Annotated in this window: 12 protein-coding genes; 6 read left to right on the top strand and 6 right to left on the bottom strand. The window is 35.6% G+C overall.

Annotated elements, in window-relative coordinates:
• Positions 1-42: 42 nt before the first annotated feature.
• Positions 43-561: a phosphoribosyltransferase gene (locus tag FJR04_RS17550; protein ID WP_168497103.1), complete on the bottom strand. Its 519-nt coding sequence runs from the start codon at positions 559-561 to the stop codon at positions 43-45.
• A gap of 71 nt (positions 562-632) precedes the next feature.
• Here FJR04_RS17550 and FJR04_RS17555 point away from each other — a divergent pair, with 71 nt between their 5' ends.
• A complete protein-coding gene (locus FJR04_RS17555) occupies positions 633-2,090 on the top strand; it encodes an MFS transporter (protein ID WP_168497105.1) in 1,458 nt (485 codons plus the stop codon).
• Positions 2,091-2,103: 13 nt separating this feature from the next.
• Here FJR04_RS17555 and FJR04_RS17560 read toward each other — a convergent pair whose 3' ends face one another.
• Positions 2,104-2,262 (bottom strand): hypothetical protein, encoded by a 159-nt coding sequence (locus tag FJR04_RS17560; protein ID WP_168497106.1) that lies wholly within the window; start codon positions 2,260-2,262, stop codon positions 2,104-2,106.
• 292 nt (positions 2,263-2,554) lie between these two features.
• On the opposite strand from FJR04_RS17560, the gene FJR04_RS17565 reads away from it, so the two are divergent.
• The 3 genes from FJR04_RS17565 (at position 2,555) to argS (ending at position 7,677) form a co-directional block, all read left to right on the top strand.
• Positions 2,555-4,012: a hypothetical protein gene (locus FJR04_RS17565; protein WP_168497108.1), complete on the top strand. Its 1,458-nt coding sequence runs from the start codon at positions 2,555-2,557 to the stop codon at positions 4,010-4,012.
• 227 nt (positions 4,013-4,239) lie between these two features.
• Positions 4,240-5,679: an MFS transporter gene (locus tag FJR04_RS17570; RefSeq protein WP_168497110.1), complete on the top strand. Its 1,440-nt coding sequence runs from the start codon at positions 4,240-4,242 to the stop codon at positions 5,677-5,679.
• A gap of 240 nt (positions 5,680-5,919) precedes the next feature.
• On the top strand, positions 5,920-7,677 hold the full coding sequence (argS, locus tag FJR04_RS17575; protein WP_168497112.1) for an arginine--tRNA ligase: 1,758 nt from the start codon (positions 5,920-5,922) through the stop codon (positions 7,675-7,677).
• A 423-nt stretch (positions 7,678-8,100) separates the two neighbouring features.
• Here the strand turns inward: argS and FJR04_RS17580 are convergent, their stop codons facing one another.
• From FJR04_RS17580 to FJR04_RS17595, 4 genes are all read right to left on the bottom strand, one after another.
• Positions 8,101-9,276 carry a hybrid sensor histidine kinase/response regulator gene (locus tag FJR04_RS17580; RefSeq protein ID WP_168497114.1) on the bottom strand — a complete coding sequence of 392 codons (1,176 nt, stop codon included), beginning with the start codon at positions 9,274-9,276 and terminating at the stop codon, positions 8,101-8,103.
• 74 nt (positions 9,277-9,350) lie between these two features.
• Positions 9,351-9,797: a response regulator gene (locus FJR04_RS17585; protein ID WP_168497117.1), complete on the bottom strand. Its 447-nt coding sequence runs from the start codon at positions 9,795-9,797 to the stop codon at positions 9,351-9,353.
• The gene (locus tag FJR04_RS17590) at positions 9,742-12,051 is read right to left on the bottom strand and encodes an ATP-binding protein (RefSeq protein WP_168497119.1); all 2,310 of its coding nucleotides are present in this window, start codon (positions 12,049-12,051) and stop codon (positions 9,742-9,744) included. Before FJR04_RS17590 ends, FJR04_RS17585 begins: the two co-directional genes overlap by 56 nt.
• Before the next feature lie 251 nt (positions 12,052-12,302).
• A complete protein-coding gene (locus tag FJR04_RS17595) occupies positions 12,303-13,796 on the bottom strand; it encodes a dolichyl-phosphate-mannose--protein mannosyltransferase (protein ID WP_168497121.1) in 1,494 nt (497 codons plus the stop codon).
• A gap of 215 nt (positions 13,797-14,011) precedes the next feature.
• On the opposite strand from FJR04_RS17595, the gene FJR04_RS17600 reads away from it, so the two are divergent.
• Together FJR04_RS17600 and FJR04_RS17605 are read left to right on the top strand one after the other, a co-directional pair.
• Complete coding sequence (locus FJR04_RS17600) at positions 14,012-14,416, top strand: hypothetical protein (RefSeq protein WP_168497123.1); 405 nt, start codon at positions 14,012-14,014, stop codon at positions 14,414-14,416.
• Between the two features lie 32 nt (positions 14,417-14,448).
• Complete coding sequence (locus FJR04_RS17605) at positions 14,449-15,507, top strand: tellurite resistance TerB family protein (RefSeq protein ID WP_168497124.1); 1,059 nt, start codon at positions 14,449-14,451, stop codon at positions 15,505-15,507.
• The last annotated feature ends 33 nt before the right edge of the window (positions 15,508-15,540 follow it).

Below are 15,540 nucleotides of genomic sequence, written 5' to 3' on the forward strand. Positions count from 1 at the left end.
TAGGGAAGAATTACTAATCCCCAAGCCCTAATTAGCAATTTCTTAACATTTTTGACTCATCTTTTCTGCCAGTTCCGCAGGAGTAATATGTTCGTAATCTTCAAAAGGTTGATGAATCCAAGGATTATCAGCCAAGTAATCAGCGTAGTAATGCGGGACAACGACTGAACAAGCTTTATACCAAATTACAGCGGTGCGAATTTCCTCTATGGGGGATTGACTGTAGGAGTGTAACCAGGGAACAGTTTGTTGAATAGTGATTCCAGAGTCTACTAAGTCATCTACTAGCAGAATCCGCGCACCTAATTTATCTCCTGTCATCGTTAAGTGCTGGGAAACAATCAAACCGGCTCTATCTTGTTTACCTGCACCGTTGTAAGATGAGGTAGCTAAAATTGCCAAGGGTTGATTATAGATGCGAGAAAGAATATCCCCTACTCGCAATCCCCCTCTAGCTAAACAGACAATTTGGTTAAATTCCCAACCTGATTGATATATCTTGATGGCCAATTGTTCAATTTTGTGATGATAATCTGACCAAGAAATGTAAAGGTCTGACATAAGACTAATAAAAGTGTGTTAATAATTGTCAATTATCCATTGTCAATTGTCAATTAATATGAGCGTGATTTATGGTCAAAGATAATTCTGATAATAACGATTTCCCAAAATCTCTGACAAGTGAAAAATTAGATTTTAAAACCAAACTGGCTTATGGGGCTGGCGATTTAGGACCTGCTATTACGGCTAATATTGCTGTATTTTACCTGCTAGTTTTCTTTACCAATGTAGCAGGAATTCCGGCGGGTTTGGCAGGTAGTATTTTGATGATTGGCAAAATTTGGGATGGTGTCAATGATCCTGTAGTGGGAATGTTAACAGATAAAACCCAATCTCCTCGTTGGGGTCGTCGTCTACCTTGGCTTTTATATGGGGCGATTCCCTTTGGATTTTTCTTTTTTTTGCAGTGGATTGTCCCCCAATTTACTGCGGATAAAAGTAGTAATATGTGGTATTTATTTTGGTATTATGTAGCTATTGGTATTGTATCTCAGGTATTCTATACTGTTGTCAATTTGCCTTATACAGCCATGACTCCTGAATTAACTCAGGATTATGATGAACGGACTAGTTTAAATAGTTTTCGGTTTACGTTTTCCATTGGTGGCAGTATTTTATCGTTGATTTTATCAAAAATTATTTTCTCACAAATTAGCGATCGCCAACAACAGTATTTAGTTTTAGCCGCAGTTTGTACTGTGATTTCGGTTTTATCTTTGTATTGGTGCGTTTATGGGGTACGCGATCGCATTTTGGCTTTTGAAGCTAAACGAATTCCCTTAGCAGCAGAAGCAGAAATTCCTTTTTTGGAACAGCTAAAAATCGTTTTTAGTAATAAACCTTTTCTCTTTGTTATTTCTATATATCTTTTTTCTTGGTTAGGTGTGCAAATCACCGCTAGTATTATTCCCTATTTTGTAGTTAACTGTATGCGTCTGCAAGATGGAGATGTACCAACAGTCATGATTGCAGTCCAGGGAACAGCTTTATTTATGCTATTTATTTGGAGTTATTTAAGTAAAAAAATTGGTAAAAAACTTGTTTATTTCTTAGGAATGACTTCATGGATTATTGCTGCTGCTGGATTATTTTTCTTACAACCTGGTCAAGTTGGCTTAATGTATGTGATGGCTGTCATGGCAGGTATTGGAGTTTCCACAGCTTATCTAATTCCCTGGTCAATGATACCTGATGTGATTGAATTAGATGAATTGCAAACCGGACAACGACGAGAAGGGATTTTCTATGGTTTCATGGTTTTATTGCAAAAATTTGGTTTAGCTTTTGGACTATTTTTAGTCGGTAATACTTTACAAGCTTATGGTTTTAAAGAAGCTGTTGCTGGACAAAGTTCTTTACCTGTACAACCTGAATCAGCACTTTTAGCTATTCGTATCGCTGTTGGACCTATTCCCACAGTTTGTTTAATTGCAGGTTTAATTCTGACTTACTTCTATCCAATTACCCGCGAAATTCATGCAGAAGTAATACTAAAACTTCAGGAACAAAGGCAGAAAAATGGAGGATAACTAGCATTAGTAGTTAACAGGCATTTGATAGTTCTAAGTATTGAGATAATTGTTCTAATATCCACACTAAATCTTCTAAAGTATAAATATTTTGAGGTTCTGAATCAACAAAAAATCCTCCCGTATAAATTTCTGTGTCTTTTTCCGTAAAACTAATATCAATGAGTTGCATTGCTTGATTCCCTGATACTTGACACTATCCATATTCACTGAATTTGAGACATAGCGTAGTGATGAACACTGCTTAAAGTTGTGATATTTTAATAGTAAAGATTTGATGAAGGTCAGTTGCCTTGGTGATCAAAGTTTGCTAATTTGTGTGATTGATATCACAGAATTTATGTAAGACTTGCTGAAAAAGTCTATGTGCAATTAACTTTGACCAATTTTAGTTAAAGCTTATTGACAGGTATTTATAAGTAAAATACGATTACTGTATATAAAGTGTTTTCACTTATAAATTTATGAACCAGTTTAATCATAGCGAACTTGCAAAGTCAGGGGATATCAACGCGATTAATAATCTTGTTAATCAGTGGTTGCACTCACCTAGTATTACTGTCAAAACAACTCTTAAACAGGACTGTCTCCAGATAATGCTAGAATCAGCAAAAGTTCCAGAAAAAGAGTCAATCATTTCTTGTATTCGTGATAACTTACTGAATTTATCTATTGACTCTGTGAAGAAAGTAAAAATATATGCACGAGAAGCAGGTGAAGATTTTCCAGATTGGCAGGAAGAAGTAGAATTAAATTATACATTGATAGTGCAGAAAACAGAAAGTCAGTTATCTACACAAAAACCATCTTTGTTTAATTCCTTTTTTGGTGTGATCGCAGGAACAGCAGAAGCGGTTGGTGGTGCAGCTTTGGGTGTTGGTGGTGCTGTTGGTGGTGCAGCTATACAAGCAGGGCAGGTTGTTGGTGGTGCAGCTATAGGTGTTGGTAGTGCTGTTGCTGGTGCAGCTATAGGTCTTGGTGGTGCTGTTGGAGGTGCAGCCATACAAGCGACCCAAGTTGTAGGACAAGCATTAGCAATTGTTGGTAATAATCCCACCTTACAAACTGCGATCAAATCATTAAATCAGGATTGGTTAAATCCTTTAATGGATCAAGTAGATGTGGTGAAAGCTGAGGCTGCTGTAAGAAAATTACAACAAGAGTATCCAAATGAAAAACCTCCAGAAATTGCCCATCGTTTGATGTTGGAAAAGTCACTTCTTGCTGGAACAAGTGGTCTTGCTAGTAGTCTTGCACCTGGACAAGCTGCTGCCATGTTTGCAGTAGATTACGTAGCGACGGCTGCATTATCGGCTGAGTTAGTTTATCAAATTGCTGCTGCTTATGGAATGGATTTACAAAATTCAGAACGTAAAGGTGAAGTAGTAGCTATTTTTGGTTTAGGCTTAGGAGGAAAAACCGCTATCAAAGCTGGTTTAGGTTTATTGCGAAATCTGCCTGTTGCTGGTGCAGTGATTGGTGCTAGTTCAAATGCCGTGATGATTTATGGATTAGGTTATGCTGCTTGTCAATTTTATGAAGCAAAACAAAATCCATTAACTTTAGAAGCGACTTTGGTAGATGCTCAAAAAGAGAGCGAAAAATATTTAGAAGCTGCTGTTTCTCAAACCAAGATTATGGATCAAATATTGGTTCATATTGTGTTAGTTGGTAATCCTGATAAATCTTGGGAAAATATTTTACCAGAGTTAAAAGCAGCTAATCTGAGTCCTGCTTCTTTGGATGAAATTGCTGCTCATATTAAATCACCACCATCTTTAGAAAAATTACTGGAGCAAATTAATAGTGATTTTGCAGTTGCGTTGCTAGCACAATGTGAAAAAATTGCTAATTTAGATGGCGTAATTACATCAGAAGAAACTCAAGTAATAGAAGCTATTCGTAAAAGGTTTAAGATGTAAGTTGCTAGGTGGAAATAAATTAAAGTTTGTAGTTAGGACTTTAGTCCTGATCATCCTTGTGTTGAGGGATAAATCCCTCACTACGAACTATAGTTTTATTTTATATTTAATGAAACTCTTGTTATATACTAGGGGTAATTCATGAATTACCCCTACTTTTGTTCTCTTTTGCGTAAGTCCTATCTCAAAAATACTCAAGTTTCATTTGTATAAAGGCGTAACATTGAATGTTAGATGATAATGATGGGTTTAAACACACGCCTACAAGTGAAAAATTAGATTTTAAAACTAAGTTGGCCTATGGTGTAGGCACTTTAGGCCAATCAATGACTGGTAACATAGGCGTTATATTTATGTTGCTATTCTTTACTAATGTTGCTGGTATTCCCGCCGGTTTAGCTGGTAGCATTTTAATGATTGGTAAAATTTGGGATGCTATTAATGATCCTATGGTAGGTTGGCTAACGGATAACACTAAATCCCGTCGTTGGGGTCGTCGTCTTCCTTGGCTATTGTATGGGGCTATTCCTTTTGCTATTTCTCGGTTTTTGTTGTGGGTTGTTCCCCAATTTAGTGCCAATCAAAGTAGTAATATTTGGTTATTATTTTGGTATTATGTCGTCATAGGTGTGATATCTGAGGCGTTATTTACTGTGGTGAATTTGCCTTATGCAGCCATGACTCCTGAACTGACTCAGGATTATGATGAACGCACTAATTTAAATAGTTTTCGCTTCACATTTTCGATTAGTGGCGATATTTTATCATTAGTTTTGGCAATAATTATTTTTTCGCAAATTGCCGATCCTCAACAACAGTATTTAGTGTTAGCAGGGATTTGTAGTTTAGTTGCAGTGATAAGTTTGTATTTGTGTGTTTATGGGACACGCGATCGCATTTTATCCTTTGAAAAAGAACGTAATCAACAAGAAGAACCCGAAAAAATTCCCCTGCTGGAACAACTAACCACTATTTGGACAAACAAACCGTTCCTATTTGTTATTTCTATATTTCTCTGTTCGTGGTTGGGTGCAAATGTTACCGCTTCTATTCTTCCCTATTTCATCATTTACTGCATGGGATTACAAAACTCAGATGTCCCCCTGGTAATGATTGTAGTCCAAGTTACGGCTTTATTTATGCTCTTTGTTTGGAGTCATTTAAGTAAGAAAATTGGTAAAAAAATGGTTTATCTCCTGGGTGTAAGTTTATGGATAATTGCCACAGGTGGACTATTTTTTGTCCAACCCCAACAAATTTGGTTAATGTATATCATTGCTATGATTGCAGGTGTAGGACTTTCTACAGCCTATTTAATTCCTGCGTCCATGATTCCTGATGTTATTGATTTAGATGAACTCCAAACTGGACAAAGAAGGGAAGGTATATATTATGGTTTTATGGTTTTATTGCAAAAATTTGGTTTAGCCTTTGGGTTATTTTTAGTAGGTAATGTTTTGCAAGCATTAGGTTTTAACCCATCTGTCGCTGGACAAATTTCTACACAACCTGATTCGGCATTATTAGCAATTCGGATTGTAGTTAGTCCAGTTACAATATTCTTCCTGAGTTTGGGTTTGATTTTAAATTATTTCTATCCTCTTACCCGCGATATTCATACAGAAATTATGCTGAAACTCAAAGAACGTCGCCAGGAAATTGGATAAAATGAAAATTAACCGCAGATGAACGCAGATGAACGCAGATAAGGATGGATTTTATGATTCTGTGCAGTTTGATCTTAATTAGACATCTCCAAAAAAGAATGTAGGGACAATTCATGAATTGTCCCTACAAGGGTTTCAGAGTACGCATATTTAATTTCTGGAGATGTCTATTTGGTATAACTATATTTTTAAGCTAAAATCAAGCATTACAGCACTTTTGACGCAGATTCAATTTAGATAATGAACGCTACACAAGAACAACTAAAACTAAAATTAACACAGGCTTTAGTGGCTGCTTTTGGTACAGATTATACCAATACAGATCCAATTTTGGTTTCTGCCAGTAATCCTAAATTTGGTGATTATCAGGCTAATGTGGCTTTATCACTGAGTAAAAAGTTAGGAAAGCAACCCCGAATCATTGCTACTGAAATTGTCAATAACCTAGATGTATCTGATATTTGTGAACCTCCAGAAATCGCTGGGCCTGGTTTTATTAACCTCAAATTACAAACATCTTATCTAGAAGCGCAACTCAACGCCATTCAAGCAGATTCTAGATTGGGAATACCCACAGCGACAACTCCCCAAAAGCAAATTGTTGATTTTTCTAGTCCGAATATTGCCAAAGAAATGCACGTTGGACATTTACGTTCGACAATTATTGGTGATTCCATTGCCCGGATTTTAGAATTTTGTGGCCATGCTGTTTTGCGGTTAAATCATGTGGGTGATTGGGGTACGCAATTTGGGATGTTAATTACCTATTTACGGGAAGTTTATCCAGAAGCACTCACCACCGCAAATGCTTTAGATATTGGAGATTTAGTGAGTTTTTACCGCAAAGCTAAACAGCGGTTTGATGAAGATCCGATTTTTCAAGAAACTTCCCGTCAAGAAGTTGTAAGATTACAAGCTGGTGCGGAAGATACACTTCATGCTTGGAAACTTTTATGTGAACAATCTCGACAAGAATTTCAAATCATTTATGATTTACTAAATGTCGAATTAGTAGAAAGAGGTGAATCTTTTTATAATCCTTTATTACCAAAAGTTGTCGCAGATTTAGAAACAACGGGATTACTAGAAGAAAACCAAGGGGCAAAATGTGTTTTTTTAGATGGTTTTACGAATAGAGAAGGTAATCCTTTACCTTTAATTGTCCAAAAAACTGACGGTGGTTATAATTATGCAACTACAGATTTAGCAGCCCTCCGTTATCGGATTCAAGAAGATAAAGCCAAGCGGATAGTTTATGTTACAGACGAAGGACAATCTAATCACTTTTCCCAATTTTTCCAAGTAGCAAGAAAAGCAAATTGGATACCGGAAGATGTGGAATTAGTTCATGTTCCTTTTGGGTTAGTGTTAGGTGAAGATGGCAAAAAATTTAAAACTCGTTCTGGGGATACTGTGCGGTTGCGAGATTTGTTAGATGAAGCCATTAACCGCGCTCGTGCAGACATAGAAAGTAGATTAAAAGAAGATGAACGAGTCGAAACAGAAGAATTTATTCAAAATGTCGCGGAAGTTGTCGGGATTAGTGCGGTTAAATATGCTGATTTAAGCCAAAATCGCACCAGTAGCTATGTCTTTAGTTATGACAAAATGTTATCTCTCAAAGGCAATACAGCCCCTTATCTTCTCTATGCTTATGTGAGAATTCAAGGTATTAGTCGTCAAGGAAATATTGATTTTACCAACTTGGGAATAAACCGCCAAATCTTACTGAAGGAAGATGCAGAATTAACTTTAGCAAAACATCTTTTACAACTTGATGAAGTTATTAAAGAAGTAGAACAAGATTTATTACCAAATCGTTTGTGTGATTATTTGTATCAACTCAGCGATAAGTTTAATAAGTTCTATGAAAATTGTCCTGTTCTCAAATCTGAAGAACCTGCTAGAACTTCACGGTTAATGTTATGTGATTTAACTGCAAAAACTCTCAAGTTGGGATTATCTTTGTTGGGAATTAAGGTTTTAGAAAGGATGTAAAAATTCAATTATTTACGTTGACTTAGTTACTCTCGTTCCCTGTCTATGACAGGGAATAAATTATATAGGCTCTGCCTTAATGCTATCATTACTTCAGAATTAATCCAGAGAATAAATTCTCTGTCTAAAAGCTCAAGTCGGTTAAAACCGACTAAGTCGAACGGACTAAATAATTCCAGGTTTGTAGTGAGGACTTTAGTCCTCATTTAAGGGCTGAAGCCCTTACTACCAAATCATCTCAATATTTTTTACATTACTTAATCTAAGTTGATTTATTTTTGTCTAATTACTTATATATATTATAAATGAGAGCGATCGCTCATTAGAAACAATATTCCAAGCATTCGGACGATAAATTATCGGTTTTTTCCCAAGTTTATGCTCCGAATGCTGATGCTTCCATCTTCCGTCAGGGATACGCCCCTACTCATTTAGGATTGCTATATTTGGCAAAGTTACTGTAAAAGTTGAACCTACTCCCACTTGACTATTAACTGTGATTTCACCACCATGTGCATCAACACATTGTTTGACAATAGTTAATCCCAAACCACTACCAGCAATTATGCCGACATTTTCTCCGCGATAAAATGGTTGAAATAGTTGTTTTTGGTCTTCTTCTGTAATCCCAATTCCCTGATCTTGAAATCTCAAAATTACAGATTTTTCTTGTTTACTTAATTCAAAAAAGATTGTACCACCGGGAAGTGAATATTTAATAGCATTATTGAGTAAATTACCAACAATATGCTTTAATAGAGTTTCATCTCCCCAAAACTGAAAATAATTATCAGAACTTGTAAAAATTAAATTCAAGTCTTTTTCTTGGGCAGATAATTGAGCTTGTTCTGTTAATTCATAACATAAGTTTTCTAAATAAATTATCTGTGGTTGGTAGGATAATTGACCTGCATCAGCTTGACCAATTAACGAGGCTTCATCTAATAAATGTGAGACATTTTTAATGGCTGTGCGAATGAGTTGCAAATGATTAATTTTTCTATCACTTGTCAATCCTTCATTATGCTTTTGGAGTAATCCAGCCGCTAGGAGAATGGTGTTTAAAGGATTACGAATATCATGGGAAAGCATGGAAACAAATTCAGATTTAAACTGATTTATTTCCTGGGCTTTTAATAGTTCCGCCGTTCTTTCTTCAACTTTGGTTTCTAATGTTTGATTGACTGTTCGTAATTGTTCTAAAACCTGCTTGCGTTCTATAGCATATCGTACGGAACGCACTAATGTATCTGGATTTACTTGTCTTTTAACTAGGTAATCTTGCGCTCCTTGTCTGACAGCTTCAATGGCTAGTTCTTGATCATTTGTGTTAGTGAGAACTATGATAGGAGTGCTAGGATTTTGCTCCATTAACTGTGGGATAGAAGATAATCCTTGACTATCAGGAAGAGTCAAATCTAACAAAATTACATCATAATTTTCGCTGTTTAATTTGTTAATTCCGTCTCGTAGTCTTTGGACATGAACTAAACTAAATTCTTGAGCTTGAGCTTGTTTGATAAACTCTTGTAATAGCCTAGCTTCTGCTAAGTTATCTTCAATTAATAGGATTTTTAATGAGTAGGTCGCAGCCATCATTTCTTGGTTTGACCTCTTGCGAGTGCGGTAAATTTTTGTCTGGTTCTCCAAGGGTATATTGAATATTTATCTTTTTATTCTAACGGTAAAGTTGCGGTAGAAAACCAAAATTCTTCAATCCCTTTGATGATTTGGAATAGCTGACTGAGGTTACGAGATTTGGTGATGTAACAGTTGGCGTGTAAGTCATAACTATGGAAAATATCATCTTGATTTTTCGAGGTTGTCAATATGACGACGGGAATACGTTTTAATTGTGGATCAGCTTTAATTTCTGCTAATACTTCCCGTCCATCTTTTCTCGGTAAATTCAAATCCAATAATATCAAGTCAGGACGTGGTGCATCTGCATATTCTCCTTCTTTACGAAGATAAGCCATAGCGTCTACACCATCCCTAACTGTCACTACTTGATGAGGTAATGAACTGCTTTTTAATGCTTCTTGAATAAGACGAACATCAGCTTTATTGTCCTCCACTAAAAAGATTGTTTTGTGAGTTTCTGCCATTTCGATGCTCATTATCACGGCCTCTGACGGGAATCGTAAAGTAGAAAGTAGCGCCCTGACCGAGTTGTGACTCTACCCAGATCCGCCCTCGATGACATTCGAGGATTTTTTTACAAATAGCCAAACCCATTCCTGTACCGGGATATTCATCTCTGGTGTGTAGACGTTGAAAGATGATAAAAATGCGATCGCTAAATTGTGGATCTATACCAATTCCGTTATCTCGAACAGAGAATAACCATTCATCTTCTAATCTTTCCGCTGCGATATGAATTTTTGGTGGTTGACTACTGCGGAACTTGATAGCGTTACCAATGAGGTTCAAAAATAGCTGGATTAATTGTGTACCATCAGCCATGACGGTAGGTAAGGGATCATAGGTAATGGTTGCGCCGGTTTCAGCAATGCGTTGACGTAAATTGCTCACAGCCCGATCTAAAGCTTTTTCAACTTCTATGACTTGAAAAGCAACTCCTAATGTATCTACTTTGGAATATGCAAGTACGTCATCAATCAACGTCTGCATTAAACTTACGCCTTCAACCACATAACCAATAAACTCTTTTCCATCCTCATCGAGTGCTGCTTCATAGCGCATTTCCAACAGTTGCACATAATTGGCTACTTGATTTAGTGGTTCTTGCAAATCATGAGAAGCGACATAGGCAAACTTTTTCAATTCTGCGTTAGAACGTTCTAAATCCTGTGCTAATTGTGCTAATTCATCAGCTTGACGTAAGACAATATTGATGATTGTTTTGCGTAGTTCTAATGCAGCTTTAATTTCTACAGATTGCCAAGGTAAAGATGTTAGTTGAACTATTTCTTTCCATAATTCAAATGATTGCCGTGGAGACAGCCGGACATTGTCTCCCGATTGATTTACAGAAAAAGCTTGATGGGGATTTCCACCCCAATTTACAGTTTGAATTACTTCAGGTCGAAACCACAATACATAATTTTGCTCGGAAATGGGAATAGCTAATAAACCACTGGCAACATTTTTAAAACTAATCGCATCTGGATAAATCTTCGGCAAAGAGTCTGTATAAAAAACCTCATTTTCGACATTATTTTTCAACCATTCTACTAAAAAATTCAGTTCTTCTTCTTTAGGAGTATTGCCAATCAGGGTATACTTACCACCCAGATATATTGCTGCTCCTTGAGCATTTGTTAAATCTAGAATATTTGGTTGATTTCTGACTAAACCATCAATAAAGTCTTCTTCTTGAGACATATATTCAACCAATGATGATTGAATTTGTTTCAAATTCATCCGATAATCATAGTCTTCTGTTTCTTCTCTGGCGGAAATTTCTGCAAAGATGACTCTGCCTAAAAATTCACAGGCTTTCCGTAATTCATAGGAAACAAATTTTGGTGATTGATGATGACAAGCAATTAAACCCCAAAGTTTTTTGTCTTTAATTAAGGAGATTGTTAAAGATGCGCCCACACCCATATTATGTAAATATTCTATATGACAAGGGGCAGCATTTCTGAGAATTGAATTAGTTAAATCAATGGGTTTTCCCGTGAATGGATTAACTTTGGGAAAAAGCTCTACTGATGATTGAAAGTTGGTATCGGGAATAATCCTAATGGAGTTTTCTAGAAATAATTTTCGCGCTGGCCGGGGAATATCTGACTCTGGATAATGTAACCCTAAATAAGGTTCTAAACCATCTATTTTTTCTTCAGCAATCACAGAACCATGGCCATCATCACCAAATTTATATAACATTACTCTGTCAAATCCTGTCATTTTTCGGATTTCTTGGACAATGATTCGACTAAAGTCAGCTAAATTTCTATTTTGCTCTAAGCGGTTAATTGAAGCTTTGGCTAAATGATAAAAACTTAAAAAAGGAATATTTTCTTGGGTAGTAGTAGGTTCTAATTCTAGGATTAAAAAACCTTCAGGATTGCGATGAAAAACAGCATCAAATACTGTATATTCATCTCCTTTTTTTCTAATCCAGATTTTTGTAGGGTTAATAAAATCTAGATTTTCTTCTGACAACCAAAATTTAATTTTTTGAATTTGGTAAGGATCTAATAAATCTTCTAACTCCTGTTGCACCATATCTTCGGGAGATATGCCAAAGGTGTTAGAAGCATTTTTACTGACTTGTAATATTTGTAAATCTGGCTCTTGTAATACTAATAAAATCCCATGAGGTTGAATCTCACTAGCCAGATGTATTGCTGCTTCTTTTAAGCTAGTGATATTAATATGCTGCTGCTTTAGATTGATATTCATAACGCTTCTCCTCCATAATTTGGGAGTATAAAAAATATGTAGATTTAATCTGGTTTTTCACATCTATAAAAATATTCTTTGATTTAGTACCATTAATGGTGGCAAAGCTTGTTGTTATAGTTGCTCTTACCTGCTATTCTTACACAATTTAACAGTTACTTACGTAAACTACTGATAAGAAATGTAAAAAGTAACATGATTAAAGCTATAAAATTTGTGTATATATATTAAGAAAAATATTTTAATTTAAATCAAATCCAAGAACTAAACCACATCCGCATTCTATAACCGTCAGGAGAGATGGGTAAACCGAGATAAATAGGCATCCAGACAATAAAAGCAGCGATAATTATAAAAGTTATAGTTACACCGACAAACCGCAATGTCCGATCATAACTAAGCAGACATTGATCAACAAACCAGGCGATCGCTATAAATGTAAAAACAACCGCAGACATATAATGATAGATAAAAACACATCTTGTCACCTTCACCCAAGGTAATAAATTAGCCCCATAATTGATCACTAAAAATAAACCAATCCAAGTATCCACGCTGAGATTTTTGGGTATATATAAAAGCTTTTTTTCTATCCCTGGGAAGATGATTTTCATAATCACCATCCCCATTAAAAATATCATAGCAGCCAAACCAAACCACCATAAAAAAGGATTTCCCATGGCATGAACATCATAAACTACTTTACCAGCACCACTAGGTAAAGGAGGTCCAAATACAGGTAAGGAATCATTAATACTTTGAGTAGTTTGATAATAATAAGCCATTGGCCGAGTTAACAATGGCCATTTGTACCATGCTGCACAATAAGGATGAATATTAGAACTATTACCACCTAATTGGAGATGAAATTGTAAAATTTGTTTGTGAACTTCAATAAATCCATATCTTTGATCAAGTTGAAGATGAGGAATCCAAATCAGACTATAAACAACTATAGGAATAATGCCTAAATAGGCAAACATTTGCCAAATATTTAGTTGTGTCAGGTTTAGCAATGGTGTTTTTATAGTAATATTTGGGGAATTCCGAGAATGATTAAAAAAACGCAAATAAGAAAATAAAGGAACGCGCGATTTCAGATCAAAAGATTGTAGCCAGCGAATTATCCAAGCTGTTATCCATAGACTATAAGCACCACTTAAAAACCATAAACCATTCCATTTAGTGCCAATAGAAGCGCCAAAACTGATCCCCGAAATAATTAATAAAAACCACCGTTTATGCTTTGGCTTTTCTAATGCTAATAATAATAACCATTGTCCTAGTAACCCAAAAATAACTATATAAATATTGCTGAGAGCATAACGAGATTCTACCAAAAATAGACCATCACAAGCTGTAAAAAAACCTGCCAATAAAGCAAAACGATGACGATAACTAATCTGATAACTTAATAAAGTAACTACTACAGGAATAAATGAGCCAGTCAGGGCATTTACCCAACGATAACTCCAAGGAGATAATAAAGAACCAGTTAAACTATTGACGATATCTTTATTTATGGGAATATAATTACTAATCCAAATCCCCAACCCAATCAAATATTGACTTAGGGGAGGATGGGCATTAAAAAATGGTGTATTTGTCAGATAATTATTACCAAATTTAGCAAAATAAACTTCATCAAATACTAAAGTATTAAATCTGTCCAATCCCCAAAAACGTAGGCTGAGTGAAAGCAGAAATATTCCCATTATTCCTAATCGAAACCAAGTTTTTTTCATAACTTATTGTGGTGTTTTTGGGGAAATAGCCGGAGTGTCATCCCATAATACTGAATTTTTCCTCTTAATGATGCCATATCTAGCGCCGCGCGGCAAAAATAACCCAGAAGATTTTTGCACGGTGTTCTCCTCAACTGTCTTATTGAACTAATCTATTGGTATTTGTTCACAAATGCAGAATAATAGTTGTAATACAGTAAAAAGCTTAATTTACCATGTCACAATTAGAACGACTACGAAAAATGGCTGAAGATGAACTGACGGAGTATAGCACTGATGCCCGCAAAATGGAAAAACTGCGCCGTAAAATCGGTTTATCAGTATCATTGGCGGAACAGCGACAAATAAAAGCTGCATTATTAGACACAATGCAGTATAGTAAAATTGCAGAAATTGTGGAAGAGCAAAGACAAGCCGTATCATTGCCTTTTTGGGGGATTGCTGGTTTAGGTTTGCTGTTTGGGATTTCTCTGAATCAACCTATATGCTTATTAGCAGCGATCGCCGGAACTGTAGCAGCCTTTAAAATTCAAAAATGGGGTTGGCAATTGCAGGCAAATCGTCTATTATTACGCACATTAGAAGATATTGAAATCCGTATTTCTCAACCGAAAAGTTAAATAAAAATAGAGACATTGAGGAGATAGAAATTATGACAAAGTATGATTACATTTTTAAATCGCCAGAGATCATAGAAGAATCATTAAATCAAGAAGAAGCGGTTGCGGCTATTGCGGTAATTACAACAATAGTTGATTCTGGAATTGAAGATATAGATGCGGAAAGTTTAGCTGATATTCTCTGGGAATTCGAGATTTTTGACGAATATTCCGAAGAAGAAATGTTAGAAACTATTGATAGACTCATAGAAATTGCTGAAAAGACCGGACTAGGAGCTTTATTTAATGCTGCTAATGCTGGTATTTCTGATGAAGTAGTGTTAGATGGTTTTGCGGCTGGAGTAATTATGCTTTTAGAAGCTGAGGATCTAATTATTCCCGCAGACAAAAAACCTTATTTAAAAGAACTACAAATAGCTTTAGAATTAGAAGATGAGGAAGCCGAAGAAATTGTCAAAGAAGTAATAGCTGCAATTGAAGCCGGAGATGAGCAAGAATATATAGATGAAGAATATGAACCAGTCATATTTAATGAATCTGGTGAACAAATTTATCAATCACCATTTGGTAATTTTACAGTTCCTATTCCTCTTGATTCCGAAGCTGGGGGGAGAATTCAAAGTCAAGAAGGAATGGTTGGCTTTTCTGATGATTTAGGAACTTTACTAAGAATTGATTATTATCCTCTCTCTCCAGAACAGATTGATGATATAGAATTTCAAGGAGAGGAAACATATTTCCATCAAATTCTTGTAGATAAATATGTTCCCCAGGCAATTATTTCTAATGTCCCTGGTGCTGAAGTCAAGTATACAGAATATTTACAAGATAGCTTAGAAAGATATTATTATGTATTAGTTGATATGCCCAAAGGATCAACAATTTCCAAACATGAAAATAATGGTAATGGCATTAGATTAGATGCTTATCGAGGATTACTATCCTTTGTCAATAGCGAATGTTTATATATAGTCAGTAGCCAACGCAGTTTTTTAAATGGTGAAACTCCTAGTTCTGTCAAAGAAGAAGCCGAGAAAATTAAGCAAACGATTTTAGCTTTTGTGAAAACTATCGAGTTTACAGAAATTTAAATTTTCCATATTAGCGATCGCACAGGACAAAAT

The sequence above is a fragment of the Anabaena sp. UHCC 0204 genome (assembly GCF_009711975.1).
Classification (GTDB): domain Bacteria; phylum Cyanobacteriota; class Cyanobacteriia; order Cyanobacteriales; family Nostocaceae; genus Dolichospermum.

Coding starts and splice junctions, on each gene's coding strand:
- FJR04_RS17550 (WP_168497103.1), bottom strand. CDS start 561: ATGTCAGACCTTTACATTTCTTGGTCAGATTATCATCACAAAATTGAA.
- FJR04_RS17555 (WP_168497105.1), top strand. CDS start 633: ATGGTCAAAGATAATTCTGATAATAACGATTTCCCAAAATCTCTGACA.
- FJR04_RS17560 (WP_168497106.1), bottom strand. CDS start 2,262: ATGCAACTCATTGATATTAGTTTTACGGAAAAAGACACAGAAATTTAT.
- FJR04_RS17565 (WP_168497108.1), top strand. CDS start 2,555: ATGAACCAGTTTAATCATAGCGAACTTGCAAAGTCAGGGGATATCAAC.
- FJR04_RS17570 (WP_168497110.1), top strand. CDS start 4,240: ATGTTAGATGATAATGATGGGTTTAAACACACGCCTACAAGTGAAAAA.
- argS (WP_168497112.1), top strand. CDS start 5,920: ATGAACGCTACACAAGAACAACTAAAACTAAAATTAACACAGGCTTTA.
- FJR04_RS17580 (WP_168497114.1), bottom strand. CDS start 9,276: ATGATGGCTGCGACCTACTCATTAAAAATCCTATTAATTGAAGATAAC.
- FJR04_RS17585 (WP_168497117.1), bottom strand. CDS start 9,797: ATGAGCATCGAAATGGCAGAAACTCACAAAACAATCTTTTTAGTGGAG.
- FJR04_RS17590 (WP_168497119.1), bottom strand. CDS start 12,051: ATGAATATCAATCTAAAGCAGCAGCATATTAATATCACTAGCTTAAAA.
- FJR04_RS17595 (WP_168497121.1), bottom strand. CDS start 13,796: ATGAAAAAAACTTGGTTTCGATTAGGAATAATGGGAATATTTCTGCTT.
- FJR04_RS17600 (WP_168497123.1), top strand. CDS start 14,012: ATGTCACAATTAGAACGACTACGAAAAATGGCTGAAGATGAACTGACG.
- FJR04_RS17605 (WP_168497124.1), top strand. CDS start 14,449: ATGACAAAGTATGATTACATTTTTAAATCGCCAGAGATCATAGAAGAA.